Source organism: Microbulbifer maximicatervae (SeqCode), from assembly GCF_052467825.1.
In genome coordinates, this window is sequence record NZ_CP174327.1 from 1,320,678 (window position 1) to 1,338,696 (window position 18,019).

Here is an 18,019-nt window from a genome sequence, read left to right on the forward strand (position 1 = left end):
ATGAATAATTACTATTACTAATGGCCATCTAATTGCCTCGACCATGACTCTCAATGAACTGCGCTATATCGTAACTCTCGCCCAGGAACAGCATTTTGGCCGTGCCGCCGAGCGCTGTTACGTCAGCCAACCGACACTCTCTATCGCAGTAAAGAAACTGGAGAAAGAGCTCGGTGTCGCCCTGTTTGAGCGCTCAAAAACTCGAGTGCAGGCAACACCATTGGGCGAGAGAATTGTCGCCCAGGCCCAGCTGGTTCTGGAACAATCAGCAGCCATCAAAGACATTGCCAGCGCCGGCAAGGACCAGCTGGCTAGCCCCCTGTCTGTTGGCGCCATCTTTACTATTGGGCCCTACCTGTTCCCACACTTTATTCCCCAACTACAGCATTTGGCACCAGAAATGCCACTCTATGTTGAGGAGGGATATACCGCCACGCTGAGACAGAGGCTACGCAAGGGCGAACTGGATGCCATCATTATTGCTCTCCCCTTTACCGAGCCCGACGTTGTCACCCAACCCCTGTACGACGAGCCATTTGTTGTATTGATGCCCGCAGGCCATCCACTTACAAAGCAGGAGGTTATCTCCCCGGATCAACTCACTGAAGACAATGTGCTTCTGCTGGGTGAGGGCCACTGCTTCCGTGATCAGGTACTGGAAGCTTGTCCGCACCTGCAACTAACCATGGAAAAAGAAGCGGGCGGCGGCAGCATACGCACAGCCGCAGATGGCAGCTCACTGGAAACACTCCGCCATATGGTGGCCTCAGGGCTAGGGATTACCGTATTGCCACTCTCAGCCGCCACCGCATCACAGTACGCCAGTGGCCTGCTGGAGACCCGCCCCTTTACCGCACCGGGCCCACGCCGCACCGTAGCTCTGGCCTGGCGGGCAAGCTTCCCCCGACACCGCGCAATCGACATACTGCGAGAGGCCATCAGCCAGTGTCACCTGACAGTGGGATAGATAACAACCTGGCCGAGCTGCCCGTTACCACCCTCAAAGGCGTGGGGGATAAATTTGCCCAGGTGTTGGCCAAACTCCATATCAACTCCCTACAGGATTTGGTTTTCCACTTGCCCCTACGCTATCAAGACCGCACCCGGGTGGTGCCTATTGCCGGCCTCACCGCCGGTATGGATGTGGTAATCGAAGGAGAGGTCAGTGCCGCCGATGTCGTATTCGGCCGCCGCCGCAGCCTGGTGGTCAGATTACAGGATGGCAGCGGCACCTTAACCCTACGCTTTTTTCATTTTTCTGCCGCACAGAAAAGCCGCTTTGCCCGAGGAACCCGAATACGCTGCTTTGGGGAGGCCCGTCGCGGAGCCAACGGCCTGGAGCTCTACCACCCGGAAACGGAAATCGTCGGTATCGAAAACGCGGAGACCGCAGATACCCTTACGCCGGTTTACCCGCTAACAGAAGGTGTGAGCCAGGCCCGCATGCGAGGATTGGTGGAACAGGCACTGGTTCTACTGAAAAACGGCGCTGTTACCGAGTTCTTGCCGGCAGAGCTGTTACCCAAATCTCTGCGCTACCCCCTCAGAGACGCCTTGCTTTATTTGCACGCCCCTCCGGCTGGCACCCAGCTAGATCAACTGGCAGCAGGTACTCACCCCGCCCAGCAGCGTCTGGCCCTGGAAGAGTTACTGGCACACCATCTTAGTCTGCTGGAGTTGAGGCGCAATAGCGCTAGGGTAGCGGCACCACCTCTGTCCGTTAACCGATCCCTGGAGCGAGACTTTTTATCGCGCCTGCCATTTTCCCTCACCGGCGCACAGCAGAGAGTTTGCGAGGAAATCGCTGAGGATCTGGCTCAGCAAACCCCTATGATGCGCTTATTGCAGGGGGATGTGGGCGCGGGAAAGACCCTGGTCGCCGCTATGGCTGCCCTCAAGGGCATCGGGGCCGGCGCTCAAGTAGCAGTCATGGCACCGACAGAAATCCTGGCAGAGCAGCACCGGATCAATTTTTGTAATTGGCTGGAACCTATGGGTATTGAAGTTGCTCAGCTAACGGGCAGCTTAAAGGCTGCCGAGCGGCGTAAACAGCTGGGCAAGATCGCCAGTGGCGATGCCCAGTTAGTGGTGGGCACCCACGCACTTTTTCAGGAAGAGGTGGCTTTCCACAACCTGGTGTTAGTGATTATCGATGAGCAACACCGCTTTGGCGTACAGCAGCGCCTGGAGCTGCGTGAGAAAGGGGCGGCAAGTGGAGCTACCGGCAGGCTGCAACCCCACCAGCTGATTATGACCGCTACTCCGATTCCCAGGACCCTGGCGATGTCCGCCTTCGCGGACCTGGATTGCTCAATCATCGATGAGCTGCCGCCGGGGCGCCAACCCATCAACACCGTTGCCATTGCCAATGATCGGCGCGACCAGGTTATGGAACGGGTGCAAAGCGCCATCGCCGAGGGCCGCCAGGCCTACTGGGTTTGCACTCTTATCGAGGAGTCGGAAAGCCTGCAGGCCCAGGCCGCAGAATCCACCGCTGAAGAACTCGCCGAAATGCTCGAAGGCGTTAGCGTGGCCCTGGTACACGGCCGCCTGAAGCCAGAGCAAAAAGAGCAGGTGATGAGCGCCTTCAAGGCCGGGGAAGTGGATTTGCTGGTGGCCACCACGGTCATTGAAGTGGGCGTAGACGTGCCCAATGCCAGCCTGATGATTATCGAAAATCCCGAACGCCTGGGCCTGGCCCAATTGCACCAGTTGCGCGGCAGGGTCGGGCGTGGCTCCATCGCCAGCCACTGCGTGCTGCTGTACGGCACACCGCTATCACAGAATGGCCGAGCCCGCCTGCAAGCGCTGCGTCAACACAGTGATGGTTTCGCTATTGCGGAGGAAGATCTTCGTCTGCGCGGTCCCGGTGAAATCCTCGGCACCCGCCAGACAGGGGAGATCCAGCACCGTATCGCAGACTTGCAGCGGGATGCTGAGCTGCTGCCGCAAGTGCAAAAAATTGCTATTTCCCCTCAATTGACAGAGGGGATGCGACAGCAGTTGATTAAACGCTGGTTACAGAACAAGCCCCGATTTGCCGAGGCTTGAGGAGAGCGCCCTAGTGGGCGCCTACTGTGTTGTTGTCGTTAATGCTGACACTCTTGTAATTGGCATCGTAGTAAGTCTCTTCGTCCAGGGCACCTTCACTCTTCGCCACCACACTACTTACTACCGCATCACCGGTAATATTGACCGCCGTGCGCACCATATCCAACAGGCGATCTACGCCGATCACAATGGCAATCCCCTCGAGTGGCAGACCCACCTGCTGCAATACCATACCCAACATAATCAGGCCGACGCCGGGCACCCCAGCAGTACCAATAGACGCCAGAGTTGCTGTCAGGATCACCGTCAGAAAGCCGGTCAGGCCGATCTCAATTCCAAAGAACTGGGCAATAAAGACCGTAGCCACACCCTGCATAATCGCCGTGCCATCCATATTGATAGTCGCACCTAGGGGAACTGTGAATGCAGCAATTTTATTATCCACACCTAGGCGCTTCTCTACCGTCGACAAAGTCACCGGGATAGTGGCAGCAGAGGAAGCGGTACTGAAGGCAAATAACATGGTCGACCACATTTTCTTCAGTAGCTCTAGGGGATTGAGCCCACTCAGCAGCTTCAGAATCACCGAGTAAGTACCCAATGCATGCAGAAGCAGGGCACAGACCACGACCAGGAAATACTTTCCGAGTTGTATCAAGCCTCCTAACCCAAGACCGGCAAAGGTTTTCGCCAGCAACGCAAAAACGCCATAGGGGGCAAAAACCATCAGTACACCGACCATGCGCAAAACAACGGTATTGAGGTCATTAAAGAAAGCGGCAATACGTTGACCCGGCTCCCCGCAACGAGAGATCGCATAGCCCATCAACAGGGCAAAAACGATAATCTGCAGCATATTTCCCTCAGCCATAGCGGCAACAGGGTTGGTCGGGAATATATTGACCAGTACCTCTGAAAGAGGTGGGGACTCCTTCGGCACAAATGTTGAAGCGGCTTCAGCTGCGGCTTCATTAACACCAACTCCAGGCTGGAAGATTAATGCCAGACACAGTGCCAGAGTAATGGCAATGGCCGTTGTCGCCATATAAAGCAGGACGGTTTTACCCGCCAGCGGTCCAATTCGGCTGCCTTCCGATAGGGCACAGGCGCCACTGATCAGCGAGACCAGAACCAAAGGTACCACCATCAACTTTAGTGACGCGATAAAGATACGGCCGATAACATCGAACAGGCCTTCGGTCAGGTAAAGATTAATAGCACTGTTCACGCCAGCACCGAGCAGCTGGGTCTCATTCAAGGAGTTGATTAACCCCCCAACGGTAATGCCCGCAAACATCCCCACTAAGATTTTGGTAGTAAGCCCCATAACAAGCTTCTCTTTATGAATCGTTGTTTTCATTGCAGTGAGCACTATATCCATTGCCGTGCTGGGGAGCAAAAATGCAACAGGGAGAGACCTGCTGCACCGGCCGGGATACAATGGGGCCTTTATCCAGACTGCGGAGTTATCGTTGCACCAATCACCATTTGTGCCCTCTGGCGATTGGCAGAGTTTGCCTCTTGAAACCCAGCAGCAACCACCCAAAAATCTGATGCCCTGGCTGACCTATTCCGGATCACTCACCGCCGCTCTCAAGCAGCAAAGTGACGGGGACTTTTATGTTCGCGTGCTGTATCAGGGTTGGCAGACACCTCGCCCAGAAGAATGCCTTGTACTGGGTTTACACAATGGTAGCCGGGCCCTGATTCGGGAAGTTTTGCTCTACGGTTGCGGACAGCCCTGGGTGTATGCCCGCAGCGTTTTGCCCGAACGCAGCCTTCAAGGAAAATCTCGCAATCTGCGCAGCCTGGATACCCGCCCGCTGGGGGAGCTGCTGTTTAGTGAACCGGGTATTCGCAGGGGGGAGATCGCCCTCAATTTGCTGCAAAAATCCCCTGGCTGCGCCGATCGTGAACTTGGGGAAAAGGATTCTGAAGTCTGGGGTCGCCGCTCGGTATTCTGGCTGCGGGATAAGCCTTTACTGGTGTCGGAGGCTTTTCTTCCCAACTTCACACCGGCAGGTGACCCCATAGCGCAAGAAGCAGCCAAAACTATCGCAACTGAGGATTCACTGTGATCAGCCAACAGATCGCACAACGCTGGCCCACCGCGCTGCCCTACTGGCAATTAGCGAGGATGGACAAACCCATAGGTTCACTGCTGTTACTCTGGCCCACTTGGTGCGCACTATGGCTAGCCGCTGAGGGGTGGCCGGGCTTCCACTTGTTTATCGTATTTACACTCGGTGTGATCCTGATGCGAGCGGCTGGCTGCGCAGTCAATGATTTCGCCGATCGCAAAATTGACGCCCATGTAAAGCGCACTGCGGAGCGTCCTCTGGCCACCGGCGCACTGACGCCAAAGTCTGCATTGGCGCTTTTCGCCGGCCTCAGCGCTGCCGCCTTCCTTCTGGTACTCACCACCAACAGACTCACGATTCTCCTCTCGTTTTTAGCTCTGGCTCTGGCATTCGGCTATCCCTTTGCGAAGCGCCACACACACCTACCCCAGATGGTCCTGGGCGCCGCCTTTAGTATGGGAATCCCCATGTCTTTCGCAGCGGTTACAGGAGAAGTACCAGCAGAGGCCTGGTTGCTCTATACCGCCAACCTGGTTTGGACCCTGTGCTATGACACTTTCTATGCGATGGTGGACCGCGATGACGATCTTCAGATCGGCGTTAAATCCACCGCCATTTTGTTTGGGGAGATGGACAAGATCATCACCGGAACCTTACAACTTTTAGTTTTAATAGCCCTGCTGCTTATTGGATCAAGGTTCTCACTCGGTATTTTTTACTACTTGGCGCTATTGCCGGTTTGCAGTTTATTCGTTTATCAGCAGTGGCTGATTCGGGACCGAGGGCGAGAGGGCTGTTTTCAGGCTTTTATCAACAATAATTGGGTAGGGTTTGCCATTTTCGCCGGCATATCGCTGCATTTTCTGCTGAATTGAAAGATGAGTGGGCCCTAGAAGTGGAGCGTCATATATTTGTCATATAAATCCCGTTTAATCCTCGGCCATAACTGGGGAAACCCTGACAACAGAGCGGGTATGGCAGGCAAATGCACAGTAAAACGATCCTGATTGTCGATGACGAATCCGCAGTGCGCGATATGCTGCGGGTCGCACTGGAAATGGCGGATTACCGCTGCCTTGAGGCGGAAAACGCCCAGGAAGCTCACGCCCTGATTATCGACGAGAAGCCAGACTTAGTGCTGCTCGACTGGATGCTGCCGGATGTTTCCGGGGTAGAGCTGGCAAGGCGCCTCAAGCGCGATGAACTCACCACCTCATTGCCGATCATCATGCTCACGGCAAAAGGTGAAGAAGACAATAAAATCAAAGGGTTAGAGACCGGGGCCGACGATTACATCACCAAGCCTTTCTCCCCCCGGGAGCTGGTTGCACGCTTAAAGGCCGTACTGCGCCGCGCGGGCCCGGCAACCCCGGAAGAACCCCTCAGCGCCGGCGCACTGATATTGGACCCACTGAGTCACCGAGTCACTATCAAAGGGCAGCCGGTGGATATGGGGCCAACAGAATTTCGCCTTCTCACCTTCTTCCTCTCCCACCAGGAGCGCGCCTATACACGCACCCAACTCCTCGATCATGTATGGGGTGGGAATGTCTATGTGGAGGAGCGCACCGTGGATGTCCATATCCGCCGTCTGCGCAAAGCCCTGGCCATTGATGGCCACGACCGCTATATCCAGACAGTTCGCGGCACCGGGTATCGGTTTTCTGTGCAAACCGCAGAAAAAGTGTGACAATCCTCTCTGGATCGGTACCGATCCCTGCAGAATCAAACCTCCGCGCTTAACGGGTGCGGGCCTGGTTCCATGAGGTATTGAATGCGGGCGGAAGAGGCTGTGCCACTGCCGCCATCTATCAGGCAACACGGCAACTCTATGTTGGATCGCAGTATTGGCGAGTTCTCGCGTTTCGTAATTATCGCCCTGGGATGCACCATTCTCGGTGTCACCTCCGGCAGCTGGTCTCTCGCCCTGATTGCGGGATTGGCCAGCTATCTGATCTCAGTGCTGTGGCAACAGCAACGTTTCAACCGCTGGCTGGCAAACGGCAGACGCGGCCCAGCCCCAACCGCCTTTGGTATTTGGGGTGAAATCTACGACGACTTTTACCGTATGCAGCGGCGCCACCGCCGCGAGAAGCAGAAGCTGCACGTGATGTTGCGCCGAGTGCAAGACAGCACCAGCGCACTGCGCGAAGGCATTGTAGCCCTGGAAGACGGCGATAACCTGGCTTGGTGGAACCCTGCAGCGGGTGAACTCCTTGGGTTGCAAGCCAGTGATTCCGGCCAGTCATTAGTCAACTTTGTCCGCGACCCTGGCTTTGTCAGCTATATGCACGGTGATAACAGCGGAGAACCCCTCACTCTGCCCGCACCTGGCAATGAAGCCCGCATGTTACAGCTGGAAGTCACCCGCTACGGTAAAGATGAGGCTTTGGTCATTGTTCGCGACATCACCCGTTTACACAATCTCGAGCAGATGCGCCGGGATTTTGTCGCCAATGTTTCCCATGAGCTGCGCACCCCCCTCACGGTAATTGCCGGCTACCTGGAAACACTGCAAAGCAGTGATATGGCACCGCCTCCCTGGAGGAAACCCCTGGCTCAAATGGAGGAGCAGACTGGCCGCATGAGTACGCTGGTCAATGACCTGCTGCTATTGGCTCGCTTGGAGACCTCAGAACGCAAAAGCGGGGATATGGCTGTAGCCGTACCAGAACTGATTGAGAGGGTGGCCCAGGAAGCGCGCAGCTTCAGTGGCGATCGGCATCATCATATCGAAGTTAATTGCAAAGGGGATTGCTACCTCAATGGAGACCCCGGCGAATTACACAGTGCGTTTGCCAACTTAGTTTTAAATGCAGTGAAATACACTCCCGAAGAGGGCGGAATTCAATTGCGCTGGTGGCAGGATGACAAAGGCGGGCACTTTTCCGTAGAGGACAATGGTATCGGTATCGATTCGATCCATATTCCCCGCCTGACTGAGCGCTTCTATCGAGTTGATCCAGGCCGCTCACGGGACAGTGGCGGCACAGGTCTCGGGTTGGCGATCGTTAAGCATGTGTTGCTGCGACACAATGGAGAAATGAGTGTAGAAAGCACGCCCGGGCAGGGCAGTCTCTTCACGCTTCACTTTCCGCCAGCAAAGCTGGCTCAAAAGCCAGCATCCAGGTTGAGTTCTGAAGCCGCTAATTAAAGCGGCTTTCGTTTACTCCAGTTCCTGCAGCTCTACTTCTTTACCTTCTTTGATATAGCTGGCCTTGCCCTCTTTACCCAGAGCGTTTGCTTCCCGGCGCAAAACCAAATGGTGCAACTGCAAATCCCCATCGCGCAGCAGTAGGTGCTCATTGCCCTCATCATCGGTAGGCAGGGCCTTAACACCAATGAGGGCATCTCGCAGAGCGCGCAGCTTGGGCACATCGCGATAGCGATTCAAGTCATTCGACAAACGGGCTTTCATGCGCTCACTCTCATGCAGTGCCGCCGCTGTCTCTCGGTATTTGGCAAAAAAGAATACCGCTCCAATGGCAAAAGCCACAATTACCACTATTTCCAACCACTCGGGCATGGTTACTCCTTGTTATCACTTTTGCGCCAGACCATTAATTGGTTATTGGCTGGCAGGTAATTTAGTTCTGCGCGACTGAACCCCGCACTCTCCGCCAGCTGATCGAGCCATTCTAGATCGCGAATTCCCCGCTTGGGATCACGCTCCTTCAACTCAATATCAAAATCAGCATTAGTAGGGCCAAGAAACTCTCCTGCAATTTTCACGGGACCATAAACGATCAACAAACCTTCCGGCTCCAAAACATCGGCACTATGCAGAAAGAACTTTTGTACCAGTTCAGCCGACATAATATGCAAGGTGTTTGCAGTGAAAATAGCATCAGCCGAAATCTCAGGCCAAGAATCACCAACATCGAGCGCCAGCGGTTGCGGCAGGTTGCTACTGGGTACTTCCGCCAGCCAGGACTTTACTGCCTCCAGCTGTTGCGATCGCTCTGAAGTTTGCCACTCAAGGTGCGGTAATTGCGGAGCAAAATATACTGCGTGCTGACCAGTACCACTGCCAACCTCAAGCACTTTACGACTTGAAGCCAACAGGCGAGTCAGTTGTTGGAGAATTGGCTCGCGATTGCGCCCGCAGGAGGGCGCATTGGGCAATTCAGTGCTACTCACTGCGGCTCATCCCGGGTAAATACCCAATCCCACTCAGTGGACAAACCTGGGTTATAACCATAACCAGCCACATCAAAACCTTTCAGCTCTTCCGCCTTCTTTACCCTCTGGTCAATCGCCCAGCGACTCATCATGCCTCTGGCTTTCTTAGCAAAGAAACTAATCATCTTATACTGACCATTTTTCAGGTCCTTAAAATGCGGGGTGATCACCTGAGCATCAAGCTGCTTGGTTTTGACTGATTTGAAATATTCATTGGATGCCAGGTTTACCAACTCGCGATTCTTCACGCCCTGCAACTGCGCATTCAATGCTTCGGTAATCTTATCTCCCCAAAATTCATAGAGATTCTTACCCTTGGCATTTTCAAATTTAGTGCCCATCTCGAGGCGATAGGGTTGCATCAAGTCCAACGGGCGCAGCAAACCATAAAGGCCAGAGAGCATACGTAAGTGCTTTTGCGCATAGGCAAAGTCCCGCTTACCCATAGTCTCCGCCTCCAATCCAGTATAAACATCACCTTTAAAGGCGAGCAGGGCGGGGCGGGCGTTGTTATCGGTAAACGGGCGCTTCCAAGTGTGGAAGCGATCGTAATTCAAGACTCCCAACTTATCTGAAATCTTCATCAAGCTGGAAACCTGCTGCGGGCTCAGTTCGCGCAACTCTTTGATCAGGGCTGCTGACTCTTTCAAAAAGTCCGGCTGGGTGGTTTCCAGTGAGGGAATATCACTTTCATAGTCCAGGGTTTTCGCCGGTGAAATAACTATTAACATCGGGTGCCTTCTCGCTTCGCTATCGCCTCAACCACACACTACCAAGCTATTGTGGCTGGCCCAAATATATCGCGGATGTTTACTCCGGCTTTAGAACGTCCTGCCACCAATTGAGTGGAGTCTGCCCGTCTTTAGGGTCATAAACATTGCCGTAATACCAAACGCTGTTAGCCCCATCGCAGGCACTGTTGAGGATCTCCTCAATCTTATCGAATCCACAACTGACATGAATGCTGTAGACCAATACGCGCGGTGCCTCCAGATCCAGCTCGCCCCCGAGCTTCTCCAGCTGTGGGGTCAACTTATCAGACAGTTCCGTGCTATTGCCGCGACAAAAAATACGCACTGCCAAATTCCCCGAGCGCTTTACCAACTCAAATTGCTGGGTGTCTTTATCGACCTTAATGTAATCCCCACTGGCGATTCCCTTAATAAAGACAGGGGATCGCACCAATTGGCAGCTATCATCCTCGCTCACACGAACCTGTAGCCGTTCCACCACGGGCTCACCTTCGGGGTTGTTGCCCGCAAATAACTCAATGACTTGAAGTGCCGTCATAAACCTCAGTTCCCGTACTGTGTACAATGAGTAACCATTCTAATGACTCAACATTATACAGGGAGGGAGGCAATGATCTCGCGTACCCAAGCGCTTACGGCATGTGTCGCGTTTTGGACAACCACGATTCTCGGAGGATGCGTTGTCAATCCAGTCACCGGTGAGAAACAGGTTTCGCTGATATCTCCGCAGCAGGAAGTTCAACTGGGGCAACAGCACTACGCTGCCAACCAACAGCAACAGGGCGGCCAATACACGATTGATCCGGCCCTGCAAAACTACGTCAATCAGGTTGGCCAAAAGCTGGCGCGGGCCTCAGACCGCCCCCAGCTACCTTACGAGTTTGTGGTTCTGAACAACTCGGTTCCCAACGCCTGGGCCCTGCCCAGCGGCAAAATCGCTATCAATCGAGGCCTGCTGGTGTTACTCGATGACGAAGCTGAGCTCGCCGCCGTACTGAGCCATGAGATAGTTCACGCTGCTGCGCGCCATTCCGCAACTGCGATGTCCCAGCAAAAATTACTGGGCGCAGGCCTGGCAATCGTGGGAGCTGCCACCCAGAACACGGGTTACTCTGATTTGATCGCAACCGGAACTCAGCTGGGGGGCTCTGCCTATATTGCCCGTTACAGTCGTGGCAATGAGTTAGAGTCAGATCAATACGGTATGAAGTATATGGCCGCTGCGGGATATGATCCCCAGGGGGCCGTACGCCTACAAAGAAAATTTGTTGAACTGTCGGAGGGGCGGCAAACTGGTGGACTGGAAGCGCTCTTTGCCAGCCATCCCCCTTCCCAATCTCGTGTCAGCGCTAATATCAAGCACAGTCAATCTCTACCCCAAGGGGGAATCACCAACCGGGCCGCCTACCAAAAAGCCATAGCGCAACTAAAGCGCGATGCCGATGCTTACAAGAATTACGACGATGCGGTTGCCGCAGCCAATAATAAAAAGTTTGACGCTGCACTAAAGCTTGTGAGAAAAGCTCAAAAACAGCAACCCAAAGAAGCTGCCTTTTTTGCGCTAGAAGGCGATTTACTCAGCCAAAAGAAACAATATAAAAATGCCCGAAAGGCATACGACAGTGCCATTCAAAAGAATCCGGCGCTATTTTCGTATTGGCTAAAGCGGGGAATCACTAATATCCAATTAAAAAATTATAGCTCTGCAGAGGGCGACCTAACTAGATCACTACGCTATCTGGATACCGCTTACGCTCACTACTACCTCGGCCAGACTTATGAGAGACAGGGAAATAAGCAAAGTGCTTACAAGCACTATCAAGAGGCGGCTGGAGCTGGAGGGGAGGTTGGCATTATGGCGCAAAATAGAATTAAAGCGATAAACAGCAAAGGATAAAATAATTCAGTAAAAAAAGGACTATCTAAGATAGTCCTTTTTCTAACAATTGCTTACAGCTGAACTGTTAAACCAAGTTCAAATTTCTCCACATCAGTTTCAAGGGCTGGAATAATGTCAAATGGAGAGGGGGACCCTGCACGATAGGTATCACTACCAAAACTGCGAATATTAATACCATTATCAGCTACCATAGTGCTATAAGCAGCTTCTACAGCAACGTTGCGACTAAAGAAGTGGGTAAATGCCAACTTCATATCGTCCTCTTCATCCAATTTAATACCGAGAGACGTATTTTGATTAAAGTAATAATCCGCACCGATCTGCCAGTAATCGTCGCCACTGTCATAGTCTGCGTAAGAGAGTTCCGCAGTCAAGTAACGGCTCCCACCTAGGCTGGTAAAATACTTGGAGGAGAAAACTCCCACATCAAGATCATCATCAGTTACCAAATCAAAACCGATATAATCAGAACCACTCAACTGATAATTATATCGAAACTCAACGTAAGTCTCTTCAGTAGAATCAAATTCTAAATCAAAATCAGTGTGAGATATTTCTACCAAAAAATTTGGGGTAAATAAGTAACCAAGAGAAGCTGTATTGATACTGTCATCATCAACTTCAGTCAAACTTGCACCAAGAACAAAGCCACTTTTGGTGAAATATTCACCAGCCAAAGCGTAGCTATCCTCATTATTATCTTCTATTTCATTGTGGAAGAAGGCAGCCGATACATTGCTAGCTTTGTTAATATATTCAAATTCTTTAAGGGGACCGAGAGACTCCTTCCCACTGAAGTAATAGGTTGTCTCAGCAACAAACTGATTGCCATCAGCATCAAATTCACTACCAAAAATATCGAACTCATAATCCAAGTTAGAATATCCAACTGTAGTAATTGAATTGTATTCCTCGGCACCAGCAGTTGCGGCAACGAGCATTAGGGGCAGAGCAGCAAGCTTGAATCTCATTTGATAAATCCTTCGTTAACGTAGCGATCCAAATTGGGCTGCGGATTGTAGCAAAAGTTTTTTGGTGCGCAACAACAGCAAATTACACGATAAGCAATTAGAGCCAAATTTGCGGTAAAGCGAATATTTTTTTTCGATAAAAGAACGTATCAACCAGAAAAAACAAACGCTGTAATTGGCTGTAATGCACCAAACAAATAAATTCCAGCTAAAAAGAATAAAATAAAAAGTTTTATTTTAATATTCGAACATATATTTATTCAGGCTGTGTTCAGGTTGAATTGATTAACATCAATCGCTATTAATATTTACAACCCATTGCGGGTCATAAAACTCCCCTATTAGATTAATTTTTACAAAAGGGGCCACACTGGCAATGATTTCATCAATTTTTTTACTGTGCTCAGCTTGCATAGCATCCCGATCTTTTTTACATCGCCAGCTAGCAATGGCTATCAACACATTGGGGTCATCAATTTTTTGATGAAGCTCTGTGCCCATCGCTCCCGGGGAGCGCTGGATAATCTCAGAAGCGCGCATCCAGGCATCGGCATAATCCTCAGCTTTAACCCCATTTTGTAGATGAACTTCGAAGATAAATTTCATGCTCTGTATTACCTAACGACTAACAAATAGTTTTCCGTAAAAAAAAAGGCCGCACTAGGCGGCCTTTTTAAATTAGCAAAACCCTTTAGGACTTGCGTAGATTTTCCTGGTGCCCATGCCGGATATCAGCACCCTCCACCAAGTAAACAACCTGCTCACAAATATTCTTCGCATGGTCACCAATCCGCTCCAGTGAGCGCAGGGTCCACAACACATTAATGACCCGTGAAATACTACGCGGGTCCTCCATCATGTAAGTCACCAGCTCACGTACGGCCGTACGGTAATCCATATCAACCTGCTGGTCCTCAGCAAGAGTTTGCAGAGCCGACTGCACATCAAAACGAGTATAGGCATCCAGGGCGTCATTGAGCATTTTCCGCACGGCATTGGCAATATGACGGATTTCGGTATACCCGCGCGGCGACGTACCTTCATCCGTCAATGCTATGGCCATCTTGGCAATCTTGCTCGCCTCATCCCCAATGCGCTCCAGGTCGCGGGCAATTCGAATGACAGACAGCACCATGCGGAGATCGGATGCCGCCGGTTGGCGCTTGGCAATAATTAGCGTGGCGTGCTCATCCAGGGCCATCTCACTTTTATCGATGACTTCTTCAATACGCAGCACTTCCTCGGCCAGCTCACTGTCCGCATTGGCCAGAGCATCAACCGCATCGGCAACCTGGCGGGCGACCATACCGCCCATTTCCAGCATCTCTGTCTTTAAGCTTTCCAGGTCTTCATTAAATTGGCGTGAGATATGTTGATCGAAATGCATTTCCATAGTTTTCCCTCCGAGCAGGAACCTTAGCCGAAGCGGCCGGTGATATAGGCTTCAGTGAGTTCGTGCTCGGGGTTGGTGAACACCGTTTCAGTATCATTAACTTCCACCAAATGCCCCAAATGGAAGTAAGCCGTACGCTGACTCACCCGCGCAGCCTGCTGCATCGAGTGAGTAACGATTGCGATAGTGTAGTTCTGGCGCAGCTCATCGATCAGCTCTTCGATTCGCGCCGTTGCAATCGGGTCCAGGGCAGAGCAGGGCTCATCCATTAGGATTACTTCCGGGCTCACCGCAATAGCGCGGGCGATACACAGGCGCTGCTGCTGACCACCGGACAGACCCGTACCCGGCTTATCCAAACGATCTTTAACCTCATTCCACAGACCGGCGCGGCGCAGGCTGTTTTCTACGATCTCATCCAGATCGGCACGGCGGCTGGCAATGCCGTGGATTTTTGGGCCGTAGGCCACATTCTCGTAAATGGACTTGGGAAAAGGGTTTGGTTTCTGGAATACCATGCCAACGCGGGCGCGCAGGGGTACCACGTCCACTTTGGGGCCGTAGATGGGGTCACCATCCAGACTTAACTCGCCCTCGACACGACAACCTTCAATAGTGTCATTCATGCGGTTGAGGCAACGCAAAAACGTCGACTTACCACAGCCGGAGGGACCGATCATGGCAACCACTTCATTTTTTCCGATATCGAGACCGACCGAGTGGATCGCCTGGGTTTCACCATAGAAAACATTCACATTGCGCATACGCAACTTGGCGGTGTCACAGAAGGGTTGGCCAACTGTTTCTCTAACATCAGCCCGATCATTCATCATTTGCCTACCCGCAACATCGGATTGCGCCGCATCAGTTTGGCTGGCGGCATCCAGGGTCATGGTACTCATATAATATCCCGCTTTCTGATAATCCGCGCTCTGTTACCAGCGGCGCTCAAGTTTCTTGCGCAGCAATACCGCGCTGGTATTCATCACAATCAGCACGCTCAGCAACACCATAATGGCTGCGGAGGTGCGCTCGACAAAGGCGCGCTCCGGGCTGTCTGCCCACAGGAAAATCTGCACAGGCAGCACGGTGGCCGGGTCGGTTACCCCAGCAGGTACGTCGACAATAAAAGCGACCATACCAATCATCAATAGGGGCGCCGTCTCACCGAGGGCCTGGGCCATACCGATAATCGCGCCAGTCAACATTCCCGGCATCGCCAGGGGCAGCACATGGTGGAAAACCACCTGCATACGCGAAGCCCCCATACCCATTGCCGCCTCGCGAATTGAGGGTGGCACCGCCTTCAAAGCCGCGCGGCTGGAAATAATAATCGTGGGCAAGGTCATCAGTGTCAGTACCAAGCCCCCTACCAGAGGTGCCGAACGCGGCAATTCAAAGAAATTAATAAATATCGCCAGGCCCAGAAGACCGAAAACAATAGAAGGCACTGCCGCGAGGTTATTGATATTCACCTCAATCAAATCGGTCCAACGGTTTTTGGGCGCATACTCTTCCAAGTAAATCGCCGCCGCCACACCGATAGGGAATGACAGTGCGAGAGTTACCAACAGGGTAAACAGGGAGCCCATCAAGGCTGCGCGGATGCCCGCCTGCTCTGGTTCACGGGAGTCGCCATTGGTAAAGAAGATGGTATTGAACCGCTTCTTCAGTTCACCGCTGTCCAACAGCTGCTCAATCCAACCGGCCTTCTGGTCCGAGGTACGACCACGGAAACCCTCTTTGGAATCCTTCAGGCTTTTGACGAAAGTATCCACATCGTCATCGACTGACAGCCAGACTTTCTCGGATTTACCCAACAGTTCCGGATTCGCAGCTAAGCGATCGCGCAGGGTAAAAGGTGCTCCGGAGGAGACCAGGCTGTAGAGCTCGCGCTTGTCACTGCGACCAGTCACAGTGGGAAAGCGTTCGCGCAGGGACTGACGAATAACACCGGTGAAGTTTGCCCAGGTCAGACTTTCATCATCGACCTTATCGATGCCCAGAACCTGCTCGTCGTAGTGCACCTCCAGTTGGATAGCTGTCTGCACAAAGGCACCACTGCCTTTGCTGATAATGTCAGTGAACAAAATCAGTACGGCGATTACACCAAAGGCAATACTGCCGATACCCAACCCACGAAACAGCTTTTCTTTGCGGTGACGGCTGGCGAGGCTTTTTTCTATGCGCTCGCGAACCTGCGCCTGAGTAAGATCAGTCATACTGCTCCCGGTATTTTTTCACTACGTGCAAGGCAATAAAGTTCAGCACCAAAGTGGAGATAAACAACATCAGGCCCAAAGCAAAAGCGGCAAGGGTCTTGGGACTGTCAAATTCCTGGTCGCCAACCAACAGAGTCACAATCTGCACCGTCACAGTCGTGACCGATTCGAGCGGGTTTGCGGTGAGGTTCGCCGCGAGTCCGGCGGCCATCACCACAATCATGGTTTCACCAATTGCGCGGGAAACCGCCAACAATACACCGCCGACGATGCCGGGTAGTGCCGCAGGAATCACAACTTTGCGCACTGTCTCGGATTGGGTGGAGCCCAAGCCAAGGGCGCCATCGCGCAGGGACTGGGGCACCGCGTTGATCACGTCATCGGACAGAGAGGAAACAAAGGGAATGATCATGATTCCCATCACCAGGCCAGCGGCCAGTGCACTTTCACTGGAGGCCTGTAGGCCCATAGAGGTGGCCAACTCGCGAATAAATGGAGCAACGGTTAAGGCAGCAAAAAAGCCGTATACCACGGTGGGTACACCGGCGAGAATTTCGAGTACTGGCTTGGCCAGGGAACGCACGCGCTTACTGGCGTACTCGGCCAGATAAATAGCCGCCATCAATCCCACAGGTACCGCCACAAACATGGCGATCGCGGACACCATCAGGGTTCCGGTAAACAGCGGGACAGCACCAAAAGCACCACTCGATCCCACCTGGTCTGCGCGCAGGGCCATCTGTGGGCTCCAATGCAAACCAAACAGGAATTCACTCACCGGCACGGACTGGAAGAAGCGCAAGGATTCAAACAATACCGATAACAAAATACCGACTGTGGTTAGAATCGCGGCGCTGGCACAGGCAATCAGCACCGTGCGCAGCACTTTTTCAACTTTTTCGCGAGCGCGCAGCTTGGGAGAAAAGCGCAGCAGTGTAAAAGCGGCAAGGCCGCTGGCCAGCACCAAACTCAGGAAGGCCTGTAAATTATTGGAGCTGGAACGCAACTGACTGAGGTAGTCCGCAGCACTCTGCAATTGTGGGGACTTTTCACCTATCAGGTGGCCCGCCGCGAGATTCTGGATCTGCGCGTAGAGAAGGTTCTGCCCGGAGATGCTCTCCGGCTTATCGGCAATACTATTCATGACCATCGCACGGATGATCGAATCGTCAAACACCAACCAGCCACAGAGTAATATCAGTGCTGGCAAACCACACCAAAGGGCGGTGAGTAATCCGTAGTAACTGGGCAGGGCGGCCAGGTTGCGAACGCCGCCAAGACTGCGAGCAGCGTTCACTGCACGGCGAAAGCCAGTGCCGTAGGCCACTAATATCAGGAGCAGCAAAAGTGCGAACAGTGTGGGGGTTTGCATTGAATTACCGTACTAAAAATATCGTCGCTGGCATTATCCAGACTTTATCCCCGCGTTCCATCACAGGGGGGCGACAATTTGTGAGTCTTCTTATA

18 protein-coding genes are annotated in these 18,019 nt (G+C 52.7%); 7 read left to right on the forward strand and 11 right to left on the reverse strand.

Translation table 11 applies throughout. From position 1 onward, the window contains the following. Positions 1–43: 43 nt before the first annotated feature. On the forward strand, positions 44–967 hold the full coding sequence (locus ACJJII_RS05930) for a hydrogen peroxide-inducible genes activator (protein WP_282930624.1): 924 nt from the start codon (positions 44–46) through the stop codon (positions 965–967). Next, complete coding sequence (recG, locus tag ACJJII_RS05935) at positions 946–3,051, forward strand: ATP-dependent DNA helicase RecG (RefSeq protein ID WP_444918604.1); 2,106 nt, start codon at positions 946–948, stop codon at positions 3,049–3,051. Before ACJJII_RS05930 ends, recG begins: the two co-directional genes overlap by 22 nt. A gap of 10 nt (positions 3,052–3,061) precedes the next feature. On the opposite strand, the gene ACJJII_RS05940 is transcribed toward recG, so the two are convergent. After that, a complete protein-coding gene (locus ACJJII_RS05940) occupies positions 3,062–4,378 on the reverse strand; it encodes a dicarboxylate/amino acid:cation symporter (RefSeq protein ID WP_413665904.1) in 1,317 nt (438 codons plus the stop codon). Positions 4,379–4,415: 37 nt separating this feature from the next. Between ACJJII_RS05940 and ACJJII_RS05945 the strand changes: the two genes are divergently transcribed. The 4 genes from ACJJII_RS05945 (at position 4,416) to phoR (ending at position 8,286) form a co-directional block, all read left to right on the forward strand. Continuing rightward, entirely contained in the window at positions 4,416–5,129 is a 714-nt protein-coding gene (locus ACJJII_RS05945) for a chorismate--pyruvate lyase family protein (protein ID WP_444918605.1), read from the forward strand. After that, positions 5,126–6,007 carry a 4-hydroxybenzoate octaprenyltransferase gene (gene ubiA, locus ACJJII_RS05950; protein ID WP_444918606.1) on the forward strand — a complete coding sequence of 294 codons (882 nt, stop codon included), beginning with the start codon at positions 5,126–5,128 and terminating at the stop codon, positions 6,005–6,007. The genes ACJJII_RS05945 and ubiA overlap by 4 nt, the downstream gene beginning before the upstream one ends. A 110-nt stretch (positions 6,008–6,117) precedes the next feature. Further along, positions 6,118–6,822 carry a phosphate regulon transcriptional regulator PhoB gene (phoB, locus tag ACJJII_RS05955; RefSeq protein WP_108735044.1) on the forward strand — a complete coding sequence of 235 codons (705 nt, stop codon included), beginning with the start codon at positions 6,118–6,120 and terminating at the stop codon, positions 6,820–6,822. Positions 6,823–6,906: 84 nt separating this feature from the next. Further along, positions 6,907–8,286, forward strand: coding sequence for a phosphate regulon sensor histidine kinase PhoR (gene phoR / locus ACJJII_RS05960; RefSeq protein ID WP_444918607.1), 1,380 nt, complete (start codon positions 6,907–6,909; stop codon positions 8,284–8,286). A 12-nt stretch (positions 8,287–8,298) separates the two neighbouring features. Here the strand turns inward: phoR and ACJJII_RS05965 are convergent, their stop codons facing one another. The 4 genes from ACJJII_RS05965 to ACJJII_RS05980 form a co-directional block, all read right to left on the reverse strand. Then, positions 8,299–8,658 carry a hypothetical protein gene (locus ACJJII_RS05965; protein WP_444918608.1) on the reverse strand — a complete coding sequence of 120 codons (360 nt, stop codon included), beginning with the start codon at positions 8,656–8,658 and terminating at the stop codon, positions 8,299–8,301. Between the two features lie 2 nt (positions 8,659–8,660). Beyond that, positions 8,661–9,272 carry a DUF938 domain-containing protein gene (locus ACJJII_RS05970; RefSeq protein WP_444918609.1) on the reverse strand — a complete coding sequence of 204 codons (612 nt, stop codon included), beginning with the start codon at positions 9,270–9,272 and terminating at the stop codon, positions 8,661–8,663. Beyond that, positions 9,269–10,045: a peroxide stress protein YaaA gene (yaaA, locus tag ACJJII_RS05975; RefSeq protein ID WP_444918610.1), complete on the reverse strand. Its 777-nt coding sequence runs from the start codon at positions 10,043–10,045 to the stop codon at positions 9,269–9,271. Before yaaA ends, ACJJII_RS05970 begins: the two co-directional genes overlap by 4 nt. A gap of 79 nt (positions 10,046–10,124) precedes the next feature. Then, positions 10,125–10,604 carry a DUF4265 domain-containing protein gene (locus ACJJII_RS05980; protein WP_444918611.1) on the reverse strand — a complete coding sequence of 160 codons (480 nt, stop codon included), beginning with the start codon at positions 10,602–10,604 and terminating at the stop codon, positions 10,125–10,127. Between the two features lie 72 nt (positions 10,605–10,676). Here ACJJII_RS05980 and ACJJII_RS05985 point away from each other — a divergent pair, with 72 nt between their 5' ends. Then, positions 10,677–11,963: a M48 family metalloprotease gene (locus ACJJII_RS05985; protein WP_444918612.1), complete on the forward strand. Its 1,287-nt coding sequence runs from the start codon at positions 10,677–10,679 to the stop codon at positions 11,961–11,963. Positions 11,964–12,016: 53 nt separating this feature from the next. Here ACJJII_RS05985 and ACJJII_RS05990 read toward each other — a convergent pair whose 3' ends face one another. The 6 genes from ACJJII_RS05990 to pstC all read right to left on the reverse strand — a co-directional run bounded on the left by ACJJII_RS05990 (position 12,017) and on the right by pstC (position 17,924). After that, the gene (locus tag ACJJII_RS05990; RefSeq protein ID WP_444918613.1) at positions 12,017–12,937 is read right to left on the reverse strand and encodes a putative porin; all 921 of its coding nucleotides are present in this window, start codon (positions 12,935–12,937) and stop codon (positions 12,017–12,019) included. A 291-nt stretch (positions 12,938–13,228) separates the two neighbouring features. After that, positions 13,229–13,543, reverse strand: coding sequence for an antibiotic biosynthesis monooxygenase family protein (locus ACJJII_RS05995; RefSeq protein ID WP_444918614.1), 315 nt, complete (start codon positions 13,541–13,543; stop codon positions 13,229–13,231). An 85-nt stretch (positions 13,544–13,628) separates the two neighbouring features. Beyond that, positions 13,629–14,330, reverse strand: a complete 702-nt coding sequence (gene phoU / locus ACJJII_RS06000) for a phosphate signaling complex protein PhoU (RefSeq protein ID WP_282930610.1) — start codon at positions 14,328–14,330, stop codon at positions 13,629–13,631. Positions 14,331–14,353: 23 nt separating this feature from the next. Further along, positions 14,354–15,163, reverse strand: coding sequence for a phosphate ABC transporter ATP-binding protein PstB (gene pstB / locus ACJJII_RS06005; protein ID WP_282934617.1), 810 nt, complete (start codon positions 15,161–15,163; stop codon positions 14,354–14,356). Positions 15,164–15,265: 102 nt separating this feature from the next. Continuing rightward, the gene (gene pstA, locus ACJJII_RS06010) at positions 15,266–16,552 is read right to left on the reverse strand and encodes a phosphate ABC transporter permease PstA (RefSeq protein ID WP_444918615.1); all 1,287 of its coding nucleotides are present in this window, start codon (positions 16,550–16,552) and stop codon (positions 15,266–15,268) included. Next, positions 16,545–17,924: a phosphate ABC transporter permease subunit PstC gene (gene pstC, locus ACJJII_RS06015; RefSeq protein WP_444918616.1), complete on the reverse strand. Its 1,380-nt coding sequence runs from the start codon at positions 17,922–17,924 to the stop codon at positions 16,545–16,547. The genes pstA and pstC overlap by 8 nt, the downstream gene beginning before the upstream one ends. Between the last annotated feature and the right edge of the window lie 95 nt (positions 17,925–18,019).